Genomic DNA, 25,700 nt, shown 5'->3' with positions numbered 1-25,700 from the left:
GCATCTGTAATCGACATGTTTCATAGCTCCGGACCTATCCGATCGACTGTTGTACCGGTCGGCCATTCGCTCATCGGCCGCGCTATCCCCATAACTACGACGAGCACGTCCTCCACGCGCGCGGGCGGCAGGTCGGGACACAACACCTCTGAGTGGGACCGTAAACGAGCGCCCATAATGGTCACGATGACAAACAACCACGTTACGGACAGATGAGGCATGCGTTTCAAAGGCCTTGATCTGAACCTTCTCGTCGTGCTCGACGCACTGCTGACCGCGCGCAACCTCACGGCGGCGGCAAGCAGCATCAACCTTAGTCAGCCGGCCATGAGCGCGGCCGTCGCCCGGCTGCGCAACTATTTCAACGATGAACTGTTTACGATGAGCGGCCGCGAACGTGTTCTAACCCCGCGTGCGGAAACACTCGCTCCCGCAGTTCGTGGCGCACTCTTGCACATCCAATGCTCGATTATTTCTTGGGATCCGTTTAATCCGGCTCAATCCGATCGCCGCTTCAGGATCATTCTTTCCGATTTCGCCACACTCGTGTTTTTTGAAAAGGTCGTGGAGCGGGTTGCACGCGAAGCACCCGCCGTCAGCTTCGAATTGCGGCCGCTCGACCACGACCCCGATGAGCTTCTCCGGCGCGGTGACGTCGATTTTCTGATTCTTCCGGAATTTTTCATGTCAAGCGCCCATCCAAGAGCGGCGCTGTTCGACGAGACATTCGTGTGCGTGGGCTGCCCCACGAACAAGGAGTTGCCACGGCAGCTTACATTCGAGAGATACGTATCGATGAAGCACATTGCGTTCAGGGTCGGCGGTGCCCAGATGCCCTCCATCGAGGAACAGTTTTTGCTTGAGCATGGTCTCAAGAGACGTGTCGAGATCGTCGTGCAGGCCTTTAGCATGATTCCGCCGATGGTCTCAGGCACAGCTCGTATAGCGACCATGCCCTTCCGGCTGGTTCAGCATTTCAAAAAAACCTTTCCCCTGCGGATCATCGAACTTCCGCGGCCACTACCCACGTTCACCGAGGCCGTCCAATGGCCCACCCTTCACAACAGTGATCCGGCAAGCATCTGGATGCGGCAGATAATGTTGCAGGAGGCATCCCGCATGTGAAGTCGCGGGCACTCCTGGTCTTAGTCTCGATTTACTCAGCGCCTCATACGGGTGCGAACCGGCGTGTAAAATTGGGTCTGACGCAAATTCGATGATTTTGCATGACGCGTGCCACGTGTTTCCCCACGCTGGCAGCCGGCAACACCAAAAACGTGAAGTGGAAGAAGTACTTTTACCGCAAGCTGTGCGAGGCTGAAGGTTTTCGCCATGCGCCGCACCGAATTGCGGGGATCCTGAGCGTGAGATAACTCATCTCGTCGTCCTGCCGAATTCCGGTAAGCCGCCTTACCAAGGGCAGGCGGCGCTTGAGATTCCGCCGCTGGAAAGCCGCCGCGCGGGTCTGTCGACGTTCAATCGCGGCTGGATCACAGTTGGTGAATACAACTACGATATCGCCGAACGATCCTACTATTTCGGGCCGAATCAGAAGCCGCGGGGCATATTCGGCCCCGAGCTTCATGTAAGAGATCAGGCGCGCGATCCGCCCGATGCTCGCCGCAAGACAAAGCTGCATAGACCGCACGCTCTGACGGTTAGCAGCGGCCGTGTGGCCACGTAGCGTGTTCTCGCCTGTTGGAGGATCTTTCAAAATTCAGGTGGTTATACCTACACTGCAGCGACATTGTCGCCGTGCCAGAGCGGTCGACGGCGAGGCGGTCCGGTTCGGCACTCTCTTAGTTTCTCTCGTCGGCACCATCATTCGAAACGCCCCCGCCGGTCGAAATCGACCGGACAACAGCGTCCGATCACCCGGAGACGAGGCCTGCAACCGCCAAAAATCGTGCGTAGGATCGCACAGCGCGGCTGATGATTGCATCTTTCCCGCGCTGCACTGATGGCCTCTCTGTCAGGTGGTCTGAGGTTCGCGCTTCGGGCCGAGCAAGAACACTGTCAGGGCGGCGAGGAACGAGGCAACGGCGCTGTACGCAAGGGCACTGGCGACGCCGGCATTGTCCATCAGCAGTCCGCCGAAAATCGCGCCCGCTGCGATGGCCACCTGGAACGTTGCGGCCATCAGCCCACCGGCGCTTTCGGCCTGTTCGGGAGCGGCGTGCAGCACCATCCATGTCTGCAGTCCCACCGGCACCGCGCCGAAGGCAAAGCCCCATACGGTAACCGCAATCGCCGTGGCCCAAGCCGATGCTCCCAGCGTCAGCAGCGAGACAGTGGCCATCGCTATGAGCAGGGGCGGCAGCGCCGCGGCTGCCTTGAGGCTGTGCTCGGCCAGGAATGCGCCGGCCAAATTGCCGAAGAAGCCGCCGATGCCAAAGGCGAGCAACACGAGCGAGATCGTCTCGATATCAAGCGCGGGAAACTTCTCAAGGAAGGCGCGGATATAGGTGAAGCTGGCGAAATGCCCGGAAGCGACCAACAGGACGACCAAGATCGCGACTTTGATCATCGGATTCTTGGCCACATCCAGCAGACTGCGGAAGCTCGTCACTCCAATCGGAGGCAGCCTCGGAATGGTTATGAGTTGCACTACCAGCGTAACGGCGCCGACGACTGCAGCGATCATGAAGGCGGTTCGCCATCCCCAGATGTCGCCGACATAGGCGCCGATTGGAGCCGCGCAAACGGTAGCGCCGGTAACGCCGGTGAGGATGATCGACATGGCGCGCCGCAGGAGGTGACTTGGAACGAGCCGCATCGCCAGCGCTGCCGAAATCGACCAGAACCCTCCGAGCGCTATGCCGAGCACGACGCGGGCGGCCAGGAGAACCGGCAGCGACCCCGCGACGGCCGATAGAACGTTCGACAGGATCAGCAGCAGCGTCATCGCCCATATGACAATCCTGCGGTCCAGGGGCCTTGTGATGACGGCCATCGTCGGCGCCGAGATCGCCCCCACAATGGCGGTCGTTGTCAGCGCCTGTCCAACTGCACCCTCGGTGATAGAGAGATCATGTGCGAGCGGCGTCAGCACGGAGGCAGGCAGAAACTCTGCCGTCACAAGCCCGAAGGTGCCTAAGGCAAGCGAAATGACTGCACCCCATGCGGGACCAGACCGTTGATCTGGCTGTTCTGGGTCATGCAGAACTCCGTCCATGAAGCCCGTAGCGGATTCGGTCATCAACAGGGTCTCCAGTTTGGATGTGCTGTAAACTCGGGTGGCTGCGTTGACCCGCATTAACGCCAGAAGCGCCATTCCCTGCGGCATTGCACGGACGAGGGGATGTTCATCGCTTCGCGATTTTTTGTGACGGTGCGGCGTGCAAATCGATCGCCCTTTCCTTGGGCCGGACGACGATGTCGTCGTCGGAAAGCACGTCATCTTGCGATTCGTCGGCGATTGTCGCCATGATCCGATGGCGGACAGCTTCGGGGGGACCGCGCGTCGCCACCTTGGGAGGACGCGCTCGCGACGGTGAAAAAATACTTCAGTTCGAACACTTCGCGCGGGGTCTGCATGTATGTGTTCGACGTCACCCGGATTACCGTCGCCTGATGCACGTTGATCGCGTCGGCGACAGTCCTGAGACCGAGAGGCCGCACTTGGTCGACGCCGTGTTCCAAAAAGGCATCCTCCTGCCGGAGGCGGGTAAGCGACAATTGGGCGAGCGCCACGGCTCCGTCAGTCTCGAACCAGCCATCGCAAATCAGATACCGGAGCAGGGACGTCTGGAGGGGACGTTCGGCGCAAACGTGCACGGTCTCCTTGGGCGCTGGTATGGAACTTCGCGTTTTTGCCAGGGTTCTGTTCATCGCTTTCGACGTGCTTTGATGGGCTCTAACGGATAACAGCAAGCGCTATGCCATTTCATTTGGGGGCACCGAATCGGACTATCTTTTGCCGAAGCCCTGTCGGCTTGAGCAGGGCGCCGTGCCTTGACCGAGACGGCGCGCGCCGCACAATCGCTTGGTCACCCGGACCGCAAAGGTGCTATACTGTCGGAGTAGTCAGAACTTCCGCACCGGCTAGGGAAGACGAAAACCGTTCCGGACGGGCCGAGCCGATGCATTGCCGCACGCCGGCATCGACCGCGTAAGGCTTTGTCTCTAACGTGTAATTGCGTGCGCAGGCTGCGATCTGCGAAGACGCGGCCGTCGCGCCTACGATCGCGCTGTTGCTGCTCCCCCTGTCGAGGAAGGCCTTTGACACCTTCGAGCTCTTCAGCACGGCGCGCCGGTCTCCACGCCGTGAGGATCGAGTCCGGCTGGGCGTCACGGCGTTTGCATGATTGAGATTCCTTGATTTGCCCCCTCGTGCGCGCCTATCCGAAAACATTGTTGTGTCCCGAAGGCTGACAAGAATGTCGCAAGCGCGACCAAAAGATCGCCACGGCCCACAGGGGCAATTGCGACCAGTGGCCTTCTTCGGAAATCGGGGGAGCAATACCCTTTCCTCGTCACTTCGGACGCGGGCTCAGCTGTGCCCGCCGCGCCGCTAGGAACGACCTAACCTTAGCGGATGGCGGCTGGCCGATCACCCCGGGCATGTCCGCGTCGATCAAAGGAAAGCGTCTGGTCTCAGCCAGGCGGACCTCGCGAAGGCAATCGGTATCAATGTGGTCGAGTTCCTCGATCACGCCTAGACGATCGGTTTCGCTCCACGGGAACCTGCTGATGCGGATTTCGACCAAGACCCGGTCGCTGTTTACCCTCGAATGAGTCCGCCATGCCGAGGCGGCTCGTCGATAGCCGAGGGTTGGCGCCTCTCCGGGGCGCGTTGGCTGCACGTTCCGTCCCTTGGACCCCGCCTCCGGCAACAATATCCGGCCGCCAAAGCTCGCCCTTGCCAGTGCTCGATTACCACGCCGAGATGCCTGCTGGAGCTTCCGGTGCACGGGCACATTTATCGATCCGGCACGGTGTTGAGCGTGCGGAACCCGCCGCACGCGTTCCGATCGTTTGTTGTGCTCACCCGATCACGCGACCTGTCCCCACACGTCTTGAGGACCATTCCCCTGCGGCTGGCTCATTGACCTATGGGCGGTTCCAGCCCGCCCGAAACCCTCGCCACCAGCTTTTTTCCCCGCCGCATGACGCGGCTTCCTCGCGCCCGCTTCGCTTCAAAAAAGCTGCCCGCTCGGGTCCTTCGCTGCCGCTGCGGCCCTGCCGGGTTCGGGCGGTCCGGACGCGCCCATCACGGTCCGCCATCGCAGGGGAATGGTCCCCGGCGACAGCAAAAGGAGACAGGAAAATGACCGCGATCGGTTACGTCAACAAGCAGGAAAACGGCAGCTACAAAGGCCAGCTCAGGACACTCAGCGTCCGCGCCGACATCGACATCGTGCCCAATCGGAGCAAGTCCGCCGACAACCATCCCGACTTCCGGGTGCTGACGCAGGGCGTGGAGGTCGGCGCCGGCTGGATCCGAACCGGGGAGACTTCCGGCAACGACTATGTGAGCTTGTCCATCGCCGCACCGGAGTTCGGTCCGCGCAAGCTCTACGCCAATCTCGGCCGCGCCGCCGGCCAAGACGATCAAGACACCTACGCCGTCATCTGGAACCCGGCCGACTGACCGGCCGGCTCAAGCCCTCGCGCCGCAACTCGGCGCGGGGGTTTCCCGCCGACGCTCGCCCGAAGGGGCGGCGAAAACTCCCACCCGACTCTTCGCCCGTCCCCACGACGACCTCGTTCGCCGATCCTCGGGGTCGCTTGTCCGAAGCGAAACGAGGACCATCATGGACGACGAAAACGACCGCGCGGCCCGCGCCAAGAAGGGCAGTCCGTTTCTGAACACCGCGCAGGCTGCCTTCTATATCGGCCTGTCCCAGCGCACCCTGGAAAAGATGCGGCTGACCGGCGGCGGCCCGAAATACCGCAAGCACGGCCGCTATGTCCGCTACCACATCGACGAACTCGACGACTGGTCGAAAGGCCGCCCGCCAGAACCTGGCTCCGACGATGACAAGGGCGGTTCCGGCTCAGCCGACGAGGGAGACCGCTCATGAGCCGGCGGCCTTCCATCCATCTGATCGGCAGCCGTTTGCGGCGCGTTCGGGCGCGCAAGGCAATCGCCATCGCCGCGATTGGCCTGAGCCTGACAGGCTTCACGGCGCTCCCAAAGCCGTCTCCCTTGCTGGTCTGGAACGCCTCGGCTAGCGCGCCGGTCGGTCTCTATCGCGTTGGGTCTGGCACGCCTGCGCGCGGCGATCTTGTGCTCGCCCGCCCGCCTGGCTTCGTTGCCTATCTCGCCGACCAACGCGGCTATCTGCCTCGCAATATACCGCTGGTGAAGCGTCTCGCCGCGCTGCCGGACGAGCATGTCTGCGCCTTTAGTAATGCCATCATCATCGGCGGCGAGATCGTCGCCCGTCGGCTCAAAATCGACACGCAAGGCCGTCCGCTGCCCTGGTGGAACGGCTGCCGAGCGCTCGCCCATGACGAGGTTTTCCTGCTCGGCAACGAGAAAAATCACTCCTTCGACAGTCGATATTTCGGGCCGGTGCCGGCCGAAAACATCATCGGGAGGCTGGTGCCGCTATGGACCGAATGACCCTCCTGATGCTCGGCATGATCGCCGTCGCGCCATGCGCCTGTTCCGCCTCGACCGGCGCTGAGCCAGCCGTCATCTCCCAAAGTCCGCAGCTGCAACGATGGCAGCACTTCGTATCGGAAGCAAGCGCACGCTTCCACATTCCCCAGGCCTGGATTTGCGCCGTCATCGATGCCGAAAGCCGCGGCAAGACCGTCCTCGATGGCCGTCCCATCACCTCCCGCGCCGGCGCCATGGGCCTCATGCAGGTGATGCCCGGCACCTATCAGGAGATGCGCGTCGAGCACGGTCTGGGAGCCGACCCGCACGATCCGCGCGACAACATCTTGGCCGGAACCGCCTATCTCAGCGCCATGTATAAGCGTTTCGGATTCCCCGGCCTGTTTGCCGCCTACAACGCTGGACCCGAGCGCTATCAAGGCCATTTGAAGCTTCGAAGGCCGCTGCCGAAAGAGACCGTTGCCTATCTGAAACAGCTTGAGGCGACGGGGATTTCGGCGGCCGACATGAACGAATTCAAAGGCCAATCCACAACTTCAAAGGGGCGGAACGCTCCCTCCGGACGCTCTTTGTTCTTCCTTCGCGACGGTGTTCGCGCCGGTGAAACGAATGGCGGCCTTTTCGTGCCGCTCGGCAGGGATCGCGCGCGGCCAAGGAAGCACAATGGCTAGCGTTGTTGAGGGCATCCGGGAGGGGCCGGGGACGCTTAAGGCGAGGGGCGCGTAAGGCAAGATAAAGGCACCGCCTCCATGAGGCGGCGAGGCCTTTGTCTGCACATCGTTTTTGCCGGAGGCTGCCGGCGGCGCCAGGAGGGTGGGCCAGCGAGACTCAGGTTTCGCTTGAATTTGCCCGGAGGCTGGTATGCAGGACGATGAGTTCAGGCCGAAGCTCGGCAAGATCGGCTCGCGCGGCTCGAATGCAGGCAAGCGCTATGCCGGCCAGGTCAAGGCAGCGATCAACCGAGCCGGCGGCCGCCTCCAGCACGGCGGTCGCTTCACGGGGAGCCGGACAGGCCGCGGCGGGGCGGCGGCCGCGCTGCTCAAGTCACGCGACCGGTATGCCGCCTTCCGGCAGCGGCGGGTGATGGTCAAGGCGCGGATTGTGAAGCTGGCCGGCAAGGGTGCGGACGGGGCGCGTGCGCATCTGCGCTACATCCAGCGCGATGGCGTCACCAGGGAAGGCGAACCCGGCAAACTCTATGGCCCCGGCAGTGATCGCATCGACAGTAAGGCCTTCGTCGATCGCGCGGATAGCGACCGGCATCAATTCCGCTTTATCGTCGCACCGGAAGACGGCATTGAGTATGACGACCTCAAGCCGCTGACGCGGCGGCTCATGGCGCAGATGGAGGAGGATCTCGGCACCAGGCTCGACTGGGTTGCCGTCGACCATTTCAACACCGGCCATCCGCACACCCATATCATTGTCCGCGGCAAGGATGATCGCGGCGAAAACCTCGTCATCGCGCGGGAGTATATTTCGAGCGGCATCCGCGAACGGGCGGCCGAACTGGTGAGCCTCGACCTCGGTCCCCGCACCGACCGCGAGATTGAACAGCGCTTGCGCCAGGAAATGGAGCAGGAACGCTTCACCAGCATCGACCGGCAGCTGCTGCGCATGCGCGATGAGGACCGACTTGTTTCTACGGACGGCCGCGACGCCTTTCGCCAGACGCTGCATCAAGGCCGTCTGCGCAAGCTCGAGCGGATGGGCTTAGCCGAGGAGGTCGACCCGGTCCGCTGGCGCCTGGATGATGAGCTGGAAGCCACGCTGCGCCGCACCGGCGAACGCGGCGACATCATCAAGACCATGCACCGCGAACTGACTGGCAAGGGGCTCGCTCGCAGTGCCGCCGATTACCTTGTCCACGATCGACGTGAAGAGCCCTCCCCACCGGTCGTCGGCCGCCTCGTCGCGCGCGGGCTCGCCGACGAAATCAACGATCGGCATTACCTCATCGTCGACGGCGTTGACGGCAAAAGCCATTGGATAGACATCGGCAAAGGCGAGTTGACAGAACCGACGCCCGACGGCTGCATCGTGCGTGTCACGTCGAGGGATACCAAGCCCAGGCAAGTCGACCGTACAATCGCCGACATCGCTACCGCACACGGCGGCCGTTACAGCGTCGATATGCACCTCAAGCATGATGCGTTCGCCACCGAAAGCTTTGCCGAGACGCATATCCGCCGGCTGGAGGCGATCCGGCGCTCCACCGGCGGCGTGGAGCGCGAGCCGAATGGCACCTGGATCATCGCGCCGGATCATCTCGATCGTGTCGCGGAATACGAGCGCCTGCGGGCCAGGGTCGAGCCTGTGATAGTCGAGAAGCTCTCATCAATGCCGCTGGAACGCCAAGTCAGCTTCGAAGGCGCCACCTGGCTCGACCGGAACCTGGTTGCCGAGAGACCGGAGCCGTTGCGCAACTCAGGCTTCGGGCATGAGGTGCGGGAGGCGCATGCCCGTCGGCGGCAGTGGCTGATCGCGCAAGGCCTCGCGCACGAAGAACAGGACCGGGTCGTCTATCGTGCCAACATGATTTCGATCCTGCGCCAGCGCGAGCTGAACCGTGTCGCCGGCCAGCTGTCGGATCAGCTCGGTCTCTCGTATGCCGAAGCGCAGCCTGGAGAACGAATAGAAGGCACGCTGCGCCGATCGGTCGAGCTTGCCAGCGGCAAATATGCCGTGATCGATAAGTCGCGCGAGTTCACGCTCGTGCCATGGAGGCCGGTGCTTGATCGGTACATCGGAAAGGAGGTGTCCGGGATCATGCGCGGGGAGGGGGTTTCATGGACCATCGGGCGGCAGAGGAGCGGGCCGAGTGTTTCGTGACATGGCTGCACGGAATCTTCGTCCGCGCAGCAGAAAGCGCGCTCCGTCGAGAGCTGCATGGTTAGCCGGCTTACTTAGAGGTATGGATATCGTGACGATTTAAACGGCTGATAATGCAAGATTATCGTTCGTTTTGTTGCTCCGACAGGCTGTGCGTTTTGGTGCAAAAACCATGGCGCAAAGCGCACGGGCGTTTTACCCTCCACATCATGATTCGCCTCGATCCCGCGACCAGCCCCGCCCTGCCGCCGGCCGTGCCTGTCTGGGCGCTCGCCGTCGGCGCCCCCAGCGACGCCGACGCCGCCTTCCAGGCCGGCGCCGCCCTGGCCGCGCTCGACACGCTCGCCCGCGCGCAAGCCAGCTGGGCCGGAGCCTGGCGGCAGCGGCTGGCGCTTCGTTGTGCCACCGCCAGCATGCGGCTGGCCGGCCGCGCCGAGGACGAAGCCGCCTTGCGCGACGCCTGGCACCTGCGTCCGGCCGGCGCCGATCCCGGTCCCGCCGGCAGCATCTTTGGCGCCTGGCGGCAGTTGGCCGGGCAGCCACCCGCCGCTACGCCCGACCGGCTCGACAAGATACTCGACCAGCTTGGCCTCCATTGGGATGTCGAGGCGCTGTCTGCGCTTTGTGAACACATCGACGAGCTGGCGCGCTCGGGGCGGCCGGCGCCGTTCGCCGCCGCGGCGATCGCCGCTCACGTCGTCGCCATGCGGCCCGATGCCGAGCTTTTGGGCTGGTGGCTCGCCGACCTGGTGCTGGCGCAAGGCCTGCGCTGGCCGCGACCGCTGCCGCTGCTGATGGCGCAAGCCTTTGGCCCGGCTTTTCGCGGCGAGGCCGGCGGCAAGCGCATCCGACCCGGGGACAAGAATTTTGAGCGGGCGGTTTGCATCGCGCTCGTTGCGGCCGCCGCCGACGCTTGTCGGTTGGCCGCCGAGTTGTCGCGTCGTGCCAAAAGACTCATCGCCATCGCACCAAAATTGCGCGCCAAGGGCGCCGGTGACGTGATTTTTTTGCTGCTCAATGAAGACGCCGTTTCGGGCTCGCTGACGACCAAAAACCTGTCCCGCTTTGCGTCGCGGCGCCTGTTCGACCGGCTGCAACAATTGGATGCCGTGCGCGAGCTCTCCGGCCGCACCACCTTTCGGCTGTTTGCGTTGTAGCGATGAGCGAAGCGTCTGCCCGCCGCAAGCCAAACGGTCAGCCAGCTTTGCTGGATACCGAGCTGGAGCACCTGCCGCCAGAACTGCGCTGGCGCGAGTGGATGGGCCGCGTTGAAGCTGTGATTTTTGCGGCCAGCGAACCGGTGACACGTAGTGTCCTCGCGCGGGTGGTGGGAAAAAACTGCAATATCGAGCTGATCATCGACGACATCCGCGCCGAGCTCGCCGGCCGCCCCTATGAGCTGGTCGCGGTCGCCGGCGGCTGGCAGCACCGGACCAAAAAGGTTTTTGGCGACGCCATCCGCGCAGCCTTCGGCACGGCAGCGTGCGCGGGGCCAAAAGAGCTGACGCAATCGGAGGCGCTCGTGCTGATGTGCATTGCCTATTTCCAGCCGATCACCCGTGGCGAACTGTCGAGCTTCTTCGGCAAGGAGGTGTCGCGCGACGTGATCGGCGTCCTGCGCGCGCAGGGGCTCATCGCCTCGGGGCCGCGTTCGCCGCAGCCCGGCGCGCCCTACACCTATGTGACGACCAAAACGTTCCTGTCGCAGTTCGGGCTCGACACGCTGCGCCAGCTGCCGGATTTCGAGGCGCTGGAGGACGCAGGGCTGCTGTCGAAAGAAAAGCTGCTGGCCGGCGGTATTCCTGCCGGTTTGGCTAACAGAGAAGGCGAGGACGATTTCGTTGGAGATCAGATCTCGTAAGTGGGGCGTTGCGGCGTTAAGACCATGAAAGACACTCGATGACGTGTACCGCAGTTGCGAGCATGCCTTTGCGCGGTCGTTAAGCGGTCGATCGGTGATCGTCCTGTCGAACAACGCCGGCTGTGCAGTGGCCAGACTCGCGGTGCAGACGTCGCCTTGCGACGGACGTCGGCGGTGAATGGGCCATTGATGAGGTTGACGCCAGGTTCGGCCGGAATACGCTGATCCGGCAGCGATGGACTTCGAGCGCGGCTGGTCGAATAAATTCGAGGGAAAATCCCTTGCTTCACGACCCGATATGAGGACCCGCCAAACCTGGTTTCTTTTTCGTAAATTTTCTTCGCCTCCTCTCTTGTAAGAAAGCATTGGCGTTCACATCTGACGCCAACACTTCGACGGAGAAGTTGAAATTTGTATTATGCAAATTACTGGCGGGAGGAAACCAAAAAAAATGGCAGACTATTTTGAGATCGATTTTCTTGGCGTTGAAACCAAGAAGAGCGGAGACGCGATCGCGCTGCGGTACGAGAAGGACGGCGCGACCTATATCCATGTCGTTGACGGCGGCTACGTCGACACCGGCAAGTCGTTGCGTGACCACATCGTTGCACACTACGGAAACCCGACGTTCATCCACCACGTCGTCGCCACCCACAATGACGGTGACCACGCCCGCGGCCTCGTGGAGATACTCGAGCACTTCGATGTCGGCGTGCTGTGGATGAACCGGCCCTGGATCTATGCTGCGGAGATCATCGACAGGTTCGAGACGTACAATGACGTCGACCGGCTGCGCTCCAAGCTGCGCTCGGCGTACGCGAACCTGGCAGCACTGGAAGAAATCGCAGAGCGGAAGGGCATCGAGATCCGCGAAGCGTTCCAGGGGGCCGCGATCGGTGCGTTCCGCGTGATGGCGCCGACGCGTAACCGGTTCCTGGACCTGGTGGTCACCTCCGACAAGACTCCGGAAGGCAAGACCGAAACGTCGGCCTTCGACGGGTTCCTGACCACGCTGGTGGAAAAAGGCAAAAGCGCGGTGGCCTACATCCGGGCCGCGTGGGGCGCCGAGGCGTTCCCTGCGGAGGATACCAGCAACGAGAACGAGATGAGCGTCGTGCAGTATGCAAACCTGTGCGGTAAGAAGATCCTTCTGACCGCCGACACTGGGCGGGACGGGCTGGCGGAGGTCATCGCCTATGCGCCCTCTGCGGGCCTGCAGCTTCCGGGCGTCGACCGGTTCCAGGTCCCGCACCATGGCGGCCGACGCAACCTAACGACAGAACTGCTGAATTTGATGCTCGGAGAGCCGGTGGACAGCAAGCCTCAACAGGGTCATTTCACCGCGGTCATCAGCTCCGCCAAGGAAGACGAAGACCATCCTCGCAAGGTGGTGATGCGCGCAATGATCCATCGCGGCGCCAATCTACACATGACGGAAGGGGTGAGCTTCCGGACAGCATGGAATGCTCCGTCCCGGGAGGGGTGGAGCCCCGCGACGCCGGCTGCCTATCCCGAAGAGTATGAGGAATAGGCTATGGCCATCCCCTTGACCACCGATATCGCTCAGATGTTCGACGGCTATGGCCGGCAGGCTCGGCTGTTTCCGGGCTTACTGACGATCTTTCCGCCGCTGCTGGCGGTCTTTGCCTGGTTCCCCTGGCTGCTTCTGTCCAGTATCGGCGCGACGCTATTGACGGTTGCCACTTCGTGCGGCCTCCTCTACGCGCTCGGGTCCTATGCCCGCACCAAGGGGCGGCGCATTGAGCCGAGTCTGCGGAAGGCATGGGGAGGGTGGCCGACGACCATCATCCTGCGCCACCGCGACAGCCATCTCGATCAGCACACGCGCCAGCGCTACCTCAGCTTCCTGGGCTCGGCGGTGCCGGACTTGCCGGCGTTTCCCACGGCCGAACAGGAAGCTGTCGATCCGTCAGGAGCTGACGCGGTCTATGACTCGGCGATTGTCTGGCTCAAGGAGATGGCGCGGGGCAAAGACTTTTCGATGGTTCATCGGGAAAATGCGCAATACGGCTTCCGCCGCAACCTGCGTGGCCTGAAGCCGGTGGGCATCATCATCTGCGGGCTGACGCTGGCCGCGTCGGCCTGTGCGATCGTCTACAGCAATCCGGGGTTTTTCAATCTGTTGCAGAAGCACGACTGGCGCATGGCAATCGGCGCGCTCGTGCCGCTCGGGCCGGCCGTGCTTTCGGCCATGGCCGTCAATGCGGCCGCAATCATCATCTGGGTCTTTGTCGTGACCAGGCAATGGGTTTGGGAGGCCGGGGTGCAGTACGCGACCGCGCTACTTTCCGCCTGCGATACGATCAGGCTGCGCCGCATGCTGCCCAACGCATCGACGACGGCGGCCTAGATGGATCTCAGGATTTTTGACGTTGAGCACGGGCAGTGCTCGCATATTGTCACGGATACCGGCCGGCATGTCCTAATCGATGCCGGTCATAATTCGACGACAAACTGGCGGCCGTCCACCTATCTGCCCGGCAAGAACATTCGCCATATCGACAAGCTGATTATATCGAATTTTGACGAGGATCATGCGAGCGACCTCCACAATCTGGTGCGGGTCGTCGACATACGCACCTTGACCAAAAATCCCTCGGTGTCGGCGCACAGCCTTCGCCGATTGAAAAAAATCGGCGGAATTGGCAGGGGCATCGACACGCTGGCAAATATGATGACGACCTATACGGGACCGCTCAGCGGCGATGTCGATTACGGCGATTTCAGGATTCGATGCTTCTGGAACAACTACCCTTCCGACTTCGAAGACGAAAATAACCTGAGCCTGGTGTCAATCATCGAGAGCCACGGCATCCGCATCTGCTTTCCCGGTGACATGGAAGTTGCGGGATGGGAGAGGCTGCTGCAGCGGCAAAGTTTTCGGGCAGCGATGGGCCAGGTTGATATTCTGATAGCCTCCCATCACGGCAGGCGCAACGGCTGCAGCGATCGCCTATTTCGCGAGACTGGCCTGTTCCCCTATTTTATCGTCGTATCCGATTCTGGACAGGAATACGCCACCCAAGAGACGCAGCGTTGGTACCGGGAGCGATGCCGCGGCATCGATCTGAACGGTAAACGCAGACGCGTGCTTACCACTCGTAAGGATGGCCGTGTGCGAATTCAGACCGGTCCGCAGGGAGCCCTCGTCGACGTGTTTTAGGTGGCAACGGTAGCTCAGTACCGATCGCCGTCTTTGACGAGCTCTAGCATCTCAGTTGCGCTGTTTTTGAATTTTGGTTTTGAAGCGAGGATTGTCAGCCGCCTTGTGACATCTTCGAAGTCCATAAACGGGTCGATGTCTTGTTTCTTCAACACATCGAACGTTCCTCGATCACTGCTGTTGATCTGAGATGTCAGCCCTTTGAGGACCTGTAACAGCCCTTCATTCGATTTGATGTGAGCAGCCAGTTTTCTGCGCGGTCCTTTTGCATCACCCGCCTGAAGCCAAGCGTAAAGCAGACTTAATGGGCTGCGCGATTGTAGGATTTCGTCGACGGCCATCGCTTTGTACCGCTTGAGCATGATGCGCGTTGCCGCATCCAGCTGCCGCTCGCTAACCAGCAGCCAATCGCCGGCGGGACGATCCTGATCGCCATACCGCCCGTGTGCGAAAACCTCGCGTCTGAAGACGAAAGTGAGCCAGCCAATCGCTCTGCCGGATTCAAACATCTCGTTAGTTGTACGATCACGCACAGCTGGCTTGAGACGAGTGGAAACGAGACGGATGAGGGGAAGAGTCCTGTCCCACAGGGAATTGAAAGCAAATCCATCAAAAGGGCGCAGCCGGAAAGCTTCGTCCATGCTGTTGCCGAGGGCCAGGAGTAGGTTGCGAGACTGCGGGACATCCAATATCTCATAAGCCCCGCCCTTGATCCGCTCGACCATCAGATCGCATTTGCTGAGCAATCCCGTAGCCTTTTGAGCATGCAGCGCCAGCAGCAACGCAGAGGCCTCCTCCGGACCGGATGCCAGCGCTCGCCACATCGCATCGAAGTCGGCTTGTGTAAGGGCGTGTGACGGGCTCGCCATGGCAAAATAGAGCCTGTAGTGATCAGGACTCGCCAAACGCCGCTTTCGAATCGCGATGTCTCTCTTCCGGTCATCAACTTTTTCGAAAAGTTGGAATGGAGAATCGTCCTTTGCAAAACTGGGTGTGAGGCCCGGCAGCTGCGAAGCAAACACATGTCGATACATGTGATCGTCGAACGCAGACTTCCCAGCCGCCGTTTCCAGCGAGGCTGATTGGAGGTTTTTCTCGGCGTCTTCGATGCGCGCTGTGCCAAGAGACAGCGCAGCGGCCGATCCACAATAGGCTTCAATCCAGCGATAAAGGGACGGGTTTCCGTCTTTTATCAGTTGTAGCCAGACGAGATCGGCGAGATCGGCATGGATGTCACGCAAGGGAGGCCAAAAGAAGCGGATTGCATCCAGAGTCCTGACCACAGATCGAGGGGTGCGCAGTCGGCGGCCACCTTCATAATCTATCACCTGACGGAGGCGCTCGCGTTCGTCATCGTCTTTTACGGAGGCGATCTGCTGAAGTTCCTCGGCAAACCACTGGCGCAACTGAAACGCTTCCGGCTTAGGTACCATGACCGTCAGCTGAACAATCTTCTCCAGAAATGCACCCCCGTCCTGGACGCTGGCGGCTTCTTGGACGCTGTGGGCAAGCACCTCGCTGTCATAACAAAGCAGATAGATCATATTCGGGAGATCGATCACCGACTTAACCAGGCGGAGTGTTTCAAGGATTTCGGCTGGTTCCAATCTATCTATATCATCGATCGTCACCACGAAGCGATGGCCGAGGTCCCGCAGGGATTTAACCAGCTTGTCTTTGAGAGACGCTAATTGCGGCGGCGCTTTCTTGCCGGCGACAGCATCTCCCACGACCTTAATGCCTGTGCCGGCGTATTTGAGTGGCCCGACACCCGTGATATCGCCTACAAACTCAACCAAACCGCCAGCCTTGCTTAACCCCGACATGAACGCTTGAAGGGCTTCGCCGGCCTCCTTGGCCTTTTTGATCGATATTTTTGTTGCATCGCCAGCGGCCAGCGCAGCCTGATCCAGCTGGTCGGACAACTCAGTAAACAGACTGCTGATCAAGGCATCCCGATTGCCGATCAGCCAGGGCCGGAAATGAATAACAGTCGGCCGTCGCGAGTGTGGCAGATTCTCGAGTTCTTCACCGACCAGATAGAGCAGGCTGGATTTGCCGGAGCCCCAAGCCCCCTCCAAACCCACAACCAGTCCGTCCTCCGAGGCTCGATCGACAAGTGATACCGCAATTCGTTTCGCAACCTCGCGGAAACCAAGCTTGTCGTCATCGCCGGCGCTCAGGGCGCGATCACCTCGTACAGAATGGTCGGTCCGTTTCATATGTAGGTCTCATCCCCAGCAGCGAATCCGCGAAATCGCTTCCCCGCGGCCCTTCTATCGGTGGCTCCGAATCGCCCCTTGTCGACAGTCTCTGTGTCGGTTTTCATTTGCATCTTTTAAGCGTTAGCCCGGCACTCAACGCGCTTGGCATAAGATTCGGGATGTGGACAAAGCGATGATCCAGGAAGACGTTTCAAGAGCTATTTTCAACCTCAAACCGGCATGCTGATATGTAGAGATGGGCGGACCGCCCAAAGCGTTGGCGAACAAGGCGGCTGATACTGTAAGCTTTAGGGCGCTGGGTGCAGTTCGTCGTCACGACCCTAATTCCAGATATCATATGGGGCAGGCTGTGACAGAGACTATTGAACTTCCACGCCAATCGGATGGCACAGGCTTCTATCTGCATTTCACAGGCGGTTTCCGCGCCGCCAACCTCGCCGAAGGCGGTTGGAGGATTGAACCCGTCTTCGTCAACGATAAGCCGTGTGCCACGGGCCCTCTGACAATGGCCCAGCTTCAATTGCTCACGACACAGAACAAATTCCGCGCAGTTGCATTCCAACGATTGGGTTGGATGGATGGCGTATACCATTCCGCTTGGGCGCCGATTGTTCCTGAGAAAGCCAACCATTCCGAAGGTCCGGCAGAGCTCTGGAGGAACATTGCGGGAAATATCTCGCGCCCGCGCACCAAAGAGCTTTTCGAATCTGCCAAGCATCCTGCCGAAGAAGAAATTGCGAAAGCCCTAGACGATCAACACCCGGTGGAAGCGCTGGCGAGTTACGTCAGCCTGAGTTTGCGGAGCATGGACATCAGCGTGGAGCAAATTGCAGAACACTACCATGAGCAACTTGTGAACCATATGGCCGCCGGGCGCGTCGACGGGCAAAGATCCGCAAACACGTTGTCCCAAACACTGTATGCCCATGTCCACTCGTTCTTCTTGCATCTTGGAGCGGCGCGAGACTACCTGGGTGCGCTTATCGCCCACCGCATTGGCCTCGACCATGCAAAGATCGACTCAATGGCGCGGCTCGTCGGGCAACTCCGGCAGGCAACTTTGCCGAAAGATGCCTTGTTGGAGCTGTTGTTTGCGGGTGGCGACATCGCCGCGCATCCTCAAAAACCCGGAAATTTCGCGGTGGCAGGATGGATGCAGGAAGTAACCTCGATCCGAAACGAACTCGTGCACAAGCGCCCGTACGGCTCCAAGTTTAAAGAGCGCTTTGGCTGGGTGGTCCCGACCCAAAAAGAGGCAGGTCTATACCGCTACTTCCGCCCGCTAAACTTGAACGGTAGTCGGGAACACGATGTGTTTGAAGTGATCCGCCACCATTATGCACGTTGCAACGATCTTATGCACAAGTCCGCGAGGGCATCGGGGAACAACGCAGCCATGACGCACATCACGGACAAAGATATGATTTCCCTGAAGATTCGCAGAGGGGGCGAGGCAAGCGGGTAGAATTGATGCGAACACATATGTGAGGTCTTTTATGTCCGTTTCTGCGCGTCCCTGAGTTCATTGTCCACACAGCATCTGCCACTACGGGCTCGGCACCACCCTTCGCCGCGCGATGCTTGGGGCGGCCACAACGCGCTTAATCGCGGACAATCAACAATCAGCCCGCAGGTTCTGGAAGCTACCGTTCGCGGGACTTCCAATATTAGGCGGCGGCCACTTCGACCGATACCTTGGACACGTTGTAAAGCGCCACCGTTCCCCCAATAGCCTGGGTGGGAGTGAATAGGGCGAGATTGATGCCATCACTGACCGAGCTGCGATAGACCACGCCATCGAAGCCGCTCTTTTTGATGAACTCGCATAGATACTGGCTCGGAATATAGTCGATCGCCGCGCCGGCCGGCTGCACCGGCCGCGTCAATTCCTCACCCAGGCGTTCAAGGAACGGCAAGTCGGCGCGCAACTGGCCGATCTCGCTCGCGTCGGTCAGGATGAACGGTGACACGAGCTTGCGCGGATTGCGCAGGTCCACGGCCTTGATCTCGGGAATGATGAAATCCGCAACGCAAGCAACCTCGCCGGTATGGGGCCTAATCTCAGCCGCAGCTGTACCGGGAAGCGACCCCAGATAGAGATAGGGGATGCCGGCCGGATTGGCCCGGCCATGTGACGATCGTCGCTTCGGCGGTGCGCCCATCTTTTCAATCGGGAACGCCTCATCCTCTGTGCGAATTCGCGCGCGATACCATAGCCGGGGCAAGGGCGGCGCCAACAGCATGTCGAGCAGCTGGCGGAGACGGTCCAAATCGATGGCGACGTCGAGAAACCAGCGATTGGCATACATCATCTCGTCGCGTAGCTTATCCCACTGCGCTAGGCCTTCGCTGATATAGCTCGCCGACGGGGCGAAGCCACGCCGCACGATCTCACCATCATTGAGGATCTCGCCGAGCAATTCCTTGGCGTGTGCGATGTCCATGCGCGAATGGCTGAAGAGCTGCCAATCGTCCTTCATCCATTCGACCAGCGATTTCCCGTGGTCACTCGGCTCGTAGACGTTGGCCAGCAGCTCGAAATAATTGGCTAGCTTGCCTGGTTCGAGGAGCTGGGTGTCAGCGGTCCCACAGAAATCACAGGTGCCACGACCCGGGTCGAGCGACGGGAAAAGCTGATCGCGCAGACCGCGATCGTCAAAGCACTCCGGGCAGCAGAACCGCTGTGCCATGGGGCTCAGCCAAGATAGTCAGCGAGCGTCTCGATATGGTGCTTCATCGAGAGCTTTTTGACATAGCCGAGGCCCGGAAAATGCCCCTTAGCGTGGAGGTCGCGAAACTCTTTGATCGCGCTTGTTTCCAGAAGCTTTGACGTTCCGGAGTTGAGCTTGACCATGAGCTTCTGCAGTGCCTGACCGAACTTGCCTGCGGGGTCCGTCGGCGTGTCGTTCGTGGTCGAGACGAAGTGATAGATGTACATGACCTCGTCGGCATCGGGGTCGATGAAGGTCAGGTGTATCGCGACGGCGTAGGCGGGGCCGCCCCCTTCGGAATAGACGTCGCCGACCATCAGGAAATCGCCGAAGCCGTTCATTCCAAGATCACTCTGGAAGGTGAGATGGAGTTCGGAAAATTCCTCGACAGGGATCTTGGCGAACTCGGCGTTCTTGCGCGGCTTGAACCCGTCGCGAATAAGGATGCGGGTGCTGCCCTCGAAGTGCTTGCGGTAAAGCGTATTGGCATGGTCCGCGATGAAGACATGCCGTGTCTGCGGCAGCGCGTCGTGCAAGTAGCCGGCAAGGCCCTTCTGCTCGGTAAATCCGGCGTGGATGAAGGTCGGATTATGGCCGAGATGGGCTTGGTGACATGTGACCGCATCGGCGAGGTTTATGTTGCCGCGTAGCAGAATCCCCGCCGAGATCGCGCCTCCGAACAGGCCCTGCTGCAGAAGCTGCGAAATCCCGGTTCCGTTCTCCTGATGGTCGCCATGGTACGGGTTTACGATGACGATCGCCTTGCCCTCTGCATCGCAAATCGCCTTCAGCGCCTTTTCAAGGCCGCCCAGCGACTCCTTCACGGGCTCGATGACTGGCACAAAATTCTGCTCCGCCATCAGTTTGGCGGTTTCCCGAATGGTCAGAAGTTCGAACTGCTTGCCGCGAAAATATGGGTGATACATGCGCTTGTCAGTTCCAGGTCATGGCCGCGGGCAGCGGCGTCGCGACGGCGTCGACCAGTCGCGGATGGTCGACGCGCCGCACCGACACCGACAGGGCGGCCGCTTGCAAGGACGCCGGCAGATGGTCGATGAGTTCGCCAAGCGGTGCCAGATCACGCGTCCGCTTAAGTGTCCGCACCATCTCGACGTGCAGGGTCGCCGGATCGAGGTCGGCGAAGAGATCGCGCATCACGGCGTGCCGCAGCGTGTTCGGGACCTGCGGCACGGTCACGCCCATCGCTTTGAGGATCGCCGTAGCCTCGCCCGTGCGCAGCGATTCAAAGACGGTGACCGGGCAGATACGCGCCGGGCAGTCGATCGCGTCGCGCACGGTTGTAATCTGATAGCGCTTCGACAGGCACATTACGCCGACATCGTCCGGAACCGTGGCCAGCACGCCTTCGACATGGCGTTCGCTCGCGATCACGTTCACCTTGGCGAAGACGCGCTTGTAATTGTCAATCTGGTTGGCGAGTCGCGCGAGCGTATCCCGCTCGGACTTGATCTCATAGACGGTTGCCGTGCCATTCAGGATGACGAGGTCCGCCTTGCAGTTGCCAGCCCGGAATTCGTTGAGCATCGAGGCAGTACGCAGCGAGTGCGTGCCCAACAGCACTTTGTGGCTAATCGCCGCGCGATAGATGTACTCGTCGCGGTGTCCTGCGACCTTCAGAATCTCGAACGCGAAGTCGAAGATGTCGCCGACAGTCGCGCGCGTGCCCGCGTGCTCGCGCAAATCGGTCTGCTCGAGCAGCCGACGGAACAAGCCGGATCGGCCATTCTTCGCCATTTCGCGGAAAACGGTTGCGGAGAACAGCCGAGTCAAAACAGAAAGTTGCGCTGCGCTGTAGATATTCATTTCCCCTAGAACCGCAAATCGCGTCGTGCAGACGCGAGGCCCTTTTATCGCAAAACGTTCCGACATGGAATCGGGGCTTGCCATGAGCGACGTGAAAAGCTGGTGAGAGCGTTAGTGGGGCGCTCTTGATTGGGCTGGGTCGCTAACCTGCGCTCCTGCTTTGGCAGATCGGTTGCCCGAAAGCCGACGGTCTTCTGCCGGCCCAAAGGCGAAATGTGGTCACTTTCCTCGATTAACATTATCCTTCTTCGAATTATCAGGATTGTCCCGCGCATATTCCCGGCCGTTAATTTTCACGACGTGTGCGCCTTCGTGTTCGCCACGCTTAATTTCGGCCACGACGCTTCTTCGAGGAACATCTTTTCGATTGCCGATGTCGTAATGTTCGTTCCGGCCCCCGGGGCCATCATTCTTGCCTTTGATCTTTGTCATGTCTCGTCTCCGATCACCTGCTACATTAGACGTTCCCAGGCTGAAATTCGAGCCGCTAGTTGAGCGCTCATGTCTGTGTACCACTCACTCGGACGAATTGCAGACTTTCCGCTTCTGGCCCTGGCTGCAACGGTGCAATGCACCCCAGAGCCGAGACGGCTGGTATGGTCGTTTTATGCCGATTGTGTTGAAGAAGTCGATGTTCTGATCGGGGCGACTTTCGGATCTTTGAGCTGAATGTGGGCGCTCGGCCGTTAGACCGGCATCGGCTCTGGCATCGGTATCAGTTTTGCGAGTTTGCGAAGGTTTTGGGCTGCGGCGGCGAGATGGAATTCGTCTTTTGCGCCGTTCGGTCCGCGCAAGCGCAAGCGGTCCAGTCTCAAGATGCGCTTGAGGTGTGCAAACAGCATCTCGACCTTCTTACGTTGTCGTCGGGAGACGACGTAGGCGTCGGTCGTTGCAATATTCCGGGCCATGTCGCGGGCGCCTTCGTGGATGGAGCGTAGGATTTTGCGGGCCGGCGCCTTCGGGCAGCATCTGGCCTTTAGGGCGCATGCATCGCAGTCGGCCTTGCGAGCGCGGTAACGAACCATGCCGATGTCGTCGACCGGTGGCGGACGCTCATTTGTGAAGTTGCGCTGTCTTTGCCGCAATTCCCTGCCGCCGGGACAGACGTAAAGATCGCGCTCGCGGTCATATTCGAAGTCCGCCCGTTCAAAGGTTCCATCCCGGCGTTCGGATTTGTCGAAGACAGGGATATGCGGCTCGATGCCGCGTTCATGGACCAGCCAGGCCAGCATCTCGGCCGAGCCATAGCCAGCGTCGGCGATCAGCCGCTCGGGCCACAGATTGTGATCGTCGTGGGAGCGTTCGATCATCCTCTTGGCCGCAGTGACCTCGGCCTGGCGCACCGCAGTCGATGGTTCCACATCGACAATGACAGCGTGCTCCACGTCGATCAGATAGTTGGCGCAATAGGCATAGACGGCCGGGCCGCCCCAGGAAGCCGTCCAGCGCGCGGCCGGATCGACAGGCGAGATGAACTTCGGTTCAACCGGCGTGGCCGCGCCGAACGCCGCATCGTCCAGGACAGCGAGATACTCGGCCACGGCCCGCTTGGCGGATGGGTCAAGCTCTTCCTTCGCCTTCACGCCGTTCTGACGATGCGCGTCCGCACGGATCAAACTGGCGTCGACGGCAAAACCCTCGCCGCCTACCAGTCGCTCCGCAATGCAACGGCGCACCGTCGTCTCGAACAATTCGCGCAGAAGGCCGCTATCGCGGAACCTGCCGTGGCGGTTCTTCGAGAAGGTCGAATGGTCGGGCACATCGCCTTCCAGCCCGAGCCGGCAGAACCAGCGATATGCGAGATTGAGGTGGACCTCCTCGCACAGCCGCCGTTCCGAGCGGATGCCGAAGCAATAGCCCACCAGCAGCATCCGGATCATCAATTCGGGATCGACCGAGGGGCGGCCCAATTCGCTGTAGAATGGCTTCAGATGCGCGCGCAGGCCGGACAGATCAACGAACCTGTCTATCGACCGCAACAGGTGACTGGCCGGCACATGGCGCTCGAGGTTGAACTCGTAGAACAGAGCATCCTGAACGTTCGTCTGTTCGCCCATCATCGGCAGCGCCTCCGATTCACTCAAACCAGTGAATCAGGACTTCAAGCTCACAGCAACGCCGACTTTTTCAACACAATCTGTCGTGAAAATCAACAAAGTCTACGCGCGTTTTTATAAATCCTTCAACTACGATCATCACCGCAAGGCGCATCGCGACGCTGAACCCCGCCCGTGGGAAATGATCGGAGAGTCGTGGTACCCCTACATAGAAGTTCCGATCGACGCTCGCATCACTACTATTGTCGGCGCCAACGAATCTGGAAAAAGTCACTTATTGGGCGCGATCAGCAAGGCTATTAGCGGAGAGGATTTCAAGCACCAGGATCTGTGCCGATATTGCGACTTCTTCAATGTCGAGAGAGGGAACGACTTTTGGCCTCATCTTGGTATCGCTTGGAGTGACGTGACAGAGGACGAAGTCGGCAAGATCCGTTCCGAGGTAGCAGGCGCGCCTGAGAGCTTCCAGTCTTTCCTGATGTTCCGCCAAGGTCCTGACAAGCTCGAGCTATACTTCTGGACGTCAACGGGCATCTTTCATCGTGAGGAGCTCCTCGGTGCTGCGGCACGCGACTTCGGCAAGTCCGTGCTACCGCGAGTCTTCACGATCCAATCAAACGTCGCGCTACCTGGTGCGCTACCGACTTCTGAACTTATCTCTGGACAAAGTGGCGTTTTGCGTGACCGGCAAAACCGGAGGCTCTCACTACAGGTCGCCGACATCCTTCGTGGTATCTATTCTACCGACCAAACGCGATTTGCGAAGGACTTGCCAGGCCTCGCGCCTAAGCTCAGCCCAATTATTTCCGAGATGGATGAAAGCCCTGCCACACAGGGTGAGCTCAGAAAATCCTACACGCTTGCGCGTAAGCTATTGCTGCACCTTGCCAATGTTGAGCCTGAGCGCCTAGTCGAGCTGGGGCAGTTTATCGATGCAGGAGAGAATGGACACGTGACGGCGTTGGTCGACAGCATCAATCAGCAATTGGAAAAACGACTCAATTTCCCAAAATATTGGGTCCAAGATCGCGACTTCCAACTTCGTGTTACTGCACTCGAGTCCGATCTCGTCTTTACAATCCGAGATCGGACCGGAACTCAATATACGTTCGACGAGCGCAGCGCAGGACTCAAATACTTCCTCTCTTATTTCATCCAGTCGCAAACGCACGAGCCCGATCCTGATCGACCTGAAATCCTGCTTATGGACGAACCCGATGCCTACCTCTCGGCCGAGGCCCAGCAAGATCTGCTCAAAATCTTTCGCGGCTTTGCAGAGCCTGACGGAGATGCGCGGCCGGTCCAAGTCGTCTATGTGACCCACTCGCCCTTTCTGCTCGACAAGAATCGTGCCGAGCGCATTCGCGTGCTTCAGAAGGGCAAGGGTTCAGATGGTACTCGCGTAATTAAAGACGCCTCGCAGAATCACTACGAGCCTCTCCGCTCGGCCTTCGGTTCTTATGTAGGCGAAACGGCTTTTATCGGCGCCTGCAATCTTCTGGTCGAAGGGACCGCTGACCAGGTCCTGCTCGCAGGCCTTTCACGAGCGATCCAGCGCCGCGGCGCAGCGAGCGAGAGCGAGTTGCTAGATCTCAACCGGACCGTTTTGGTGCCGTGCGGCTCAGCCAGCCATGTCCCATACATGCTCTATCTGATCCGGGGTCGCGACAGCGACGCGCCAGCAGTAATCATTCTGCTCGACTCCGACAAAAGCGGCAATGAGGCCGCCGAAAAACTACGCAGGAATGATAAGAAAGTCCGCCGTCTCCTCAATCCCGAGTACGTGATGCAGTTCGCTGATTTCGGGATAGTCCAGGATCCAAGCTATGCCATGACAGAACCGGAGGATCTCCTACCTATCGAACTCGCCGTCGCTGCCGCAAATATCTATTTTAGAGAGGTTGCTGAATTCCGCGAGGGTGGGACGATCACGTTGACCCCCGCCGAAGTCGTACCTCACTTGAACAAGCAGGTCGGCATCTATGACGCACTGAAGGTGGCGGCCGAGTCTCATGCTAGCCATATCGATAAGATTGGTCTCGCTCGCGCTATTGTCGCCTTGTGCGAGACCTCGAAAGCGGATCAAGCGCTCGAAGCTAGCATCGTCGTCTTTCTAGATCGAATGAAGGCGCTCTTCAAAGGACTGAACCGTAAGCGCCGCGCGGCGGAAGAGGAACGATTGCGTCATCGTGTGAAAGCATTGGTCGAACAGCAGCGCAAAATCTTCCTCCAAGACCACCCTGAAAGCGCCACTCGCGAACAGGGTCTTTTTCTCTTTGAACGGATTGGAGATGGGCTCGACCAATCACTTGATGCCAAAGGAATTCGCGACCAGATGCTTGCGTGTTTCGGTAATTCCCGGACACCCTTTTCGCTAAATCCCGGACAGTGATTTCAGTAATTCGCGGACAGCGATTCCGCTAAATCCCGGACAG

Annotated in this window: 21 protein-coding genes and 2 pseudogenes; 14 read left to right on the top strand and 9 right to left on the bottom strand. The window is 60.0% G+C overall.

The annotated features are described in order from the left end of the window. Nucleotides 1–20: 20 nt before the first annotated feature. Complete coding sequence (locus tag C8D77_RS38595) at nucleotides 21–176, bottom strand: GNAT family protein (RefSeq protein ID WP_272481108.1); 156 nt, start codon at nucleotides 174–176, stop codon at nucleotides 21–23. Nucleotides 177–219: 43 nt separating this feature from the next. Between C8D77_RS38595 and C8D77_RS34430 the strand changes: the two genes are divergently transcribed. Together C8D77_RS34430 and C8D77_RS34425 are read left to right on the top strand one after the other, a co-directional pair. Then, nucleotides 220–1,125 (top strand): LysR family transcriptional regulator, encoded by a 906-nt coding sequence (locus C8D77_RS34430; protein ID WP_027056367.1) that lies wholly within the window; start codon nucleotides 220–222, stop codon nucleotides 1,123–1,125. 110 nt (nucleotides 1,126–1,235) lie between these two features. Then, a pseudogene (locus tag C8D77_RS34425) lies at nucleotides 1,236–1,351 on the top strand (nitrogen fixation protein NifQ); the annotation flags it as partial. A 621-nt stretch (nucleotides 1,352–1,972) separates the two neighbouring features. Here C8D77_RS34425 and C8D77_RS34420 read toward each other — a convergent pair. Further along, a complete protein-coding gene (locus tag C8D77_RS34420; RefSeq protein WP_027056366.1) occupies nucleotides 1,973–3,199 on the bottom strand; it encodes an MFS transporter in 1,227 nt (408 codons plus the stop codon). 56 nt (nucleotides 3,200–3,255) lie between these two features. After that, nucleotides 3,256–3,831, bottom strand: a pseudogene (locus C8D77_RS34415) (RNA polymerase factor sigma-54). A 1,438-nt stretch (nucleotides 3,832–5,269) separates the two neighbouring features. Here C8D77_RS34415 and C8D77_RS34405 point away from each other — a divergent pair. From C8D77_RS34405 to C8D77_RS34360, 10 genes are all read left to right on the top strand, one after another. Further along, nucleotides 5,270–5,593: a DUF736 domain-containing protein gene (locus C8D77_RS34405; protein WP_006328923.1), complete on the top strand. Its 324-nt coding sequence runs from the start codon at nucleotides 5,270–5,272 to the stop codon at nucleotides 5,591–5,593. 163 nt (nucleotides 5,594–5,756) lie between these two features. Beyond that, nucleotides 5,757–6,026 carry a helix-turn-helix transcriptional regulator gene (locus C8D77_RS34400; protein ID WP_069091175.1) on the top strand — a complete coding sequence of 90 codons (270 nt, stop codon included), beginning with the start codon at nucleotides 5,757–5,759 and terminating at the stop codon, nucleotides 6,024–6,026. Further along, nucleotides 6,023–6,571, top strand: a complete 549-nt coding sequence (locus C8D77_RS34395; protein WP_027056363.1) for a S26 family signal peptidase — start codon at nucleotides 6,023–6,025, stop codon at nucleotides 6,569–6,571. Before C8D77_RS34400 ends, C8D77_RS34395 begins: the two co-directional genes overlap by 4 nt. After that, on the top strand, nucleotides 6,559–7,242 hold the full coding sequence (locus C8D77_RS34390) for a lytic transglycosylase domain-containing protein (protein ID WP_109671992.1): 684 nt from the start codon (nucleotides 6,559–6,561) through the stop codon (nucleotides 7,240–7,242). The genes C8D77_RS34395 and C8D77_RS34390 overlap by 13 nt, the downstream gene beginning before the upstream one ends. Nucleotides 7,243–7,432: 190 nt before the next feature. Then, on the top strand, nucleotides 7,433–9,403 hold the full coding sequence (gene rlxS, locus C8D77_RS34385; RefSeq protein ID WP_027056361.1) for a relaxase/mobilization nuclease RlxS: 1,971 nt from the start codon (nucleotides 7,433–7,435) through the stop codon (nucleotides 9,401–9,403). Nucleotides 9,404–9,612: 209 nt separating this feature from the next. Then, nucleotides 9,613–10,560, top strand: coding sequence for a DUF1403 family protein (locus C8D77_RS34380; RefSeq protein WP_109671989.1), 948 nt, complete (start codon nucleotides 9,613–9,615; stop codon nucleotides 10,558–10,560). 2 nt (nucleotides 10,561–10,562) lie between these two features. Continuing rightward, nucleotides 10,563–11,264: an SMC-Scp complex subunit ScpB gene (gene scpB / locus C8D77_RS34375; RefSeq protein ID WP_109671987.1), complete on the top strand. Its 702-nt coding sequence runs from the start codon at nucleotides 10,563–10,565 to the stop codon at nucleotides 11,262–11,264. Nucleotides 11,265–11,715: 451 nt separating this feature from the next. Next, nucleotides 11,716–12,795 (top strand): ComEC/Rec2 family competence protein, encoded by a 1,080-nt coding sequence (locus tag C8D77_RS34370; RefSeq protein ID WP_109671984.1) that lies wholly within the window; start codon nucleotides 11,716–11,718, stop codon nucleotides 12,793–12,795. A 3-nt stretch (nucleotides 12,796–12,798) separates the two neighbouring features. Further along, a complete protein-coding gene (locus C8D77_RS34365) occupies nucleotides 12,799–13,635 on the top strand; it encodes a hypothetical protein (RefSeq protein WP_109671981.1) in 837 nt (278 codons plus the stop codon). After that, nucleotides 13,636–14,448 carry a ComEC/Rec2 family competence protein gene (locus C8D77_RS34360; RefSeq protein WP_109671979.1) on the top strand — a complete coding sequence of 271 codons (813 nt, stop codon included), beginning with the start codon at nucleotides 13,636–13,638 and terminating at the stop codon, nucleotides 14,446–14,448. Between the two features lie 14 nt (nucleotides 14,449–14,462). On the opposite strand, the gene C8D77_RS34355 is transcribed toward C8D77_RS34360, so the two are convergent. Continuing rightward, entirely contained in the window at nucleotides 14,463–16,670 is a 2,208-nt protein-coding gene (locus C8D77_RS34355) for a KAP family P-loop NTPase fold protein (protein ID WP_109671976.1), read from the bottom strand. 352 nt (nucleotides 16,671–17,022) lie between these two features. On the opposite strand from C8D77_RS34355, the gene C8D77_RS34350 reads away from it, so the two are divergent. Continuing rightward, a complete protein-coding gene (locus C8D77_RS34350) occupies nucleotides 17,023–18,138 on the top strand; it encodes a hypothetical protein (protein WP_146211863.1) in 1,116 nt (371 codons plus the stop codon). Between the two features lie 202 nt (nucleotides 18,139–18,340). Here C8D77_RS34350 and C8D77_RS34345 read toward each other — a convergent pair whose 3' ends face one another. The 5 genes from C8D77_RS34345 to C8D77_RS34325 all read right to left on the bottom strand — a co-directional run bounded on the left by C8D77_RS34345 (nucleotide 18,341) and on the right by C8D77_RS34325 (nucleotide 23,268). Beyond that, entirely contained in the window at nucleotides 18,341–19,363 is a 1,023-nt protein-coding gene (locus tag C8D77_RS34345; protein ID WP_109671970.1) for an RES family NAD+ phosphorylase, read from the bottom strand. A 5-nt stretch (nucleotides 19,364–19,368) separates the two neighbouring features. Beyond that, complete coding sequence (locus C8D77_RS34340; RefSeq protein WP_109671968.1) at nucleotides 19,369–20,310, bottom strand: sce7725 family protein; 942 nt, start codon at nucleotides 20,308–20,310, stop codon at nucleotides 19,369–19,371. A 7-nt stretch (nucleotides 20,311–20,317) separates the two neighbouring features. Beyond that, a complete protein-coding gene (locus tag C8D77_RS34335; protein ID WP_109671965.1) occupies nucleotides 20,318–21,208 on the bottom strand; it encodes a sce7726 family protein in 891 nt (296 codons plus the stop codon). Nucleotides 21,209–21,427: 219 nt separating this feature from the next. Further along, nucleotides 21,428–21,640, bottom strand: coding sequence for a DUF3892 domain-containing protein (locus C8D77_RS34330; protein WP_109671962.1), 213 nt, complete (start codon nucleotides 21,638–21,640; stop codon nucleotides 21,428–21,430). Between the two features lie 254 nt (nucleotides 21,641–21,894). Next, a complete protein-coding gene (locus tag C8D77_RS34325) occupies nucleotides 21,895–23,268 on the bottom strand; it encodes a transposase (RefSeq protein ID WP_109672069.1) in 1,374 nt (457 codons plus the stop codon). Nucleotides 23,269–23,296: 28 nt separating this feature from the next. Here C8D77_RS34325 and C8D77_RS34320 point away from each other — a divergent pair, with 28 nt between their 5' ends. Continuing rightward, the gene (locus C8D77_RS34320) at nucleotides 23,297–25,657 is read left to right on the top strand and encodes an AAA family ATPase (protein WP_146211862.1); all 2,361 of its coding nucleotides are present in this window, start codon (nucleotides 23,297–23,299) and stop codon (nucleotides 25,655–25,657) included. Nucleotides 25,658–25,700: the final 43 nt, after the last annotated feature.

The organism is Mesorhizobium loti, assembly GCF_003148495.1.
GTDB classification, from domain to species: Bacteria; Pseudomonadota; Alphaproteobacteria; order Rhizobiales; family Rhizobiaceae; genus Mesorhizobium; species Mesorhizobium loti.
Note: the sequence above shows the minus strand (reverse complement) of the source record. Positions and strands in the feature narration are given on the sequence as shown.

Bases quoted from the DNA above. Each gene is read 5' to 3' on its own strand.
- C8D77_RS38595 (WP_272481108.1), bottom strand. From the start codon at position 176: ATGGGCGCTCGTTTACGGTCCCACTCAGAGGTGTTGTGTCCCGACCTG.
- C8D77_RS34430 (WP_027056367.1), top strand. From the start codon at position 220: ATGCGTTTCAAAGGCCTTGATCTGAACCTTCTCGTCGTGCTCGACGCA.
- C8D77_RS34420 (WP_027056366.1), bottom strand. From the start codon at position 3,199: ATGACCGAATCCGCTACGGGCTTCATGGACGGAGTTCTGCATGACCCA.
- C8D77_RS34405 (WP_006328923.1), top strand. From the start codon at position 5,270: ATGACCGCGATCGGTTACGTCAACAAGCAGGAAAACGGCAGCTACAAA.
- C8D77_RS34400 (WP_069091175.1), top strand. From the start codon at position 5,757: ATGGACGACGAAAACGACCGCGCGGCCCGCGCCAAGAAGGGCAGTCCG.
- C8D77_RS34395 (WP_027056363.1), top strand. From the start codon at position 6,023: ATGAGCCGGCGGCCTTCCATCCATCTGATCGGCAGCCGTTTGCGGCGC.
- C8D77_RS34390 (WP_109671992.1), top strand. From the start codon at position 6,559: ATGGACCGAATGACCCTCCTGATGCTCGGCATGATCGCCGTCGCGCCA.
- rlxS (WP_027056361.1), top strand. From the start codon at position 7,433: ATGCAGGACGATGAGTTCAGGCCGAAGCTCGGCAAGATCGGCTCGCGC.
- C8D77_RS34380 (WP_109671989.1), top strand. From the start codon at position 9,613: ATGATTCGCCTCGATCCCGCGACCAGCCCCGCCCTGCCGCCGGCCGTG.
- scpB (WP_109671987.1), top strand. From the start codon at position 10,563: ATGAGCGAAGCGTCTGCCCGCCGCAAGCCAAACGGTCAGCCAGCTTTG.
- C8D77_RS34370 (WP_109671984.1), top strand. From the start codon at position 11,716: ATGGCAGACTATTTTGAGATCGATTTTCTTGGCGTTGAAACCAAGAAG.
- C8D77_RS34365 (WP_109671981.1), top strand. From the start codon at position 12,799: ATGGCCATCCCCTTGACCACCGATATCGCTCAGATGTTCGACGGCTAT.
- C8D77_RS34360 (WP_109671979.1), top strand. From the start codon at position 13,636: ATGGATCTCAGGATTTTTGACGTTGAGCACGGGCAGTGCTCGCATATT.
- C8D77_RS34355 (WP_109671976.1), bottom strand. From the start codon at position 16,670: ATGAAACGGACCGACCATTCTGTACGAGGTGATCGCGCCCTGAGCGCC.
- C8D77_RS34345 (WP_109671970.1), bottom strand. From the start codon at position 19,363: ATGGCACAGCGGTTCTGCTGCCCGGAGTGCTTTGACGATCGCGGTCTG.
- C8D77_RS34340 (WP_109671968.1), bottom strand. From the start codon at position 20,310: ATGTATCACCCATATTTTCGCGGCAAGCAGTTCGAACTTCTGACCATT.
- C8D77_RS34335 (WP_109671965.1), bottom strand. From the start codon at position 21,208: ATGAATATCTACAGCGCAGCGCAACTTTCTGTTTTGACTCGGCTGTTC.
- C8D77_RS34330 (WP_109671962.1), bottom strand. From the start codon at position 21,640: ATGACAAAGATCAAAGGCAAGAATGATGGCCCCGGGGGCCGGAACGAA.
- C8D77_RS34325 (WP_109672069.1), bottom strand. From the start codon at position 23,268: ATGATGGGCGAACAGACGAACGTTCAGGATGCTCTGTTCTACGAGTTC.